Source organism: Paraburkholderia sp. SIMBA_030 (assembly GCF_046535245.1).
Classification (GTDB): domain Bacteria; phylum Pseudomonadota; class Gammaproteobacteria; order Burkholderiales; family Burkholderiaceae; genus Paraburkholderia.
This window is the reverse complement of sequence record NZ_JAWRXB010000764.1, coordinates 1-264: the sequence shown is the minus strand read 5'-3', so window position 1 is coordinate 264 and position 264 is coordinate 1. Positions and strand designations below refer to the sequence as shown.

Below are 264 nucleotides of genomic sequence, written 5' to 3'. Positions count from 1 at the left end.
AGTCGGGGAGTCTGCGCACGGCCAAGGCCTCGGTTCGCAGTCGCTGGATCGTCCCGGCGGTAGAAGGCTATGCGACGACGTTACCGCCGCTGGGTCGCTATCAAATGCCGGTGCAAAGCCTGATCGTTGCCACCGAGCCTCTGTCCGCCGGGACTTGGGACGATATCGGCCTGGATCGCGGCCAGGCCTTCAGCGAAAGTAGCCGTCAGGTGACGTACGGCCAGCGCACCGCCGACAACCGTTTGGTATTCGGGGCACGGGGCG

1 pseudogene is annotated in these 264 nt (G+C 65.5%); it reads left to right on the top strand.

From position 1 onward, the window contains the following. Positions 1-264: pseudogene (locus tag SB772_RS42030) on the top strand (FAD-dependent oxidoreductase); the annotation flags it as partial.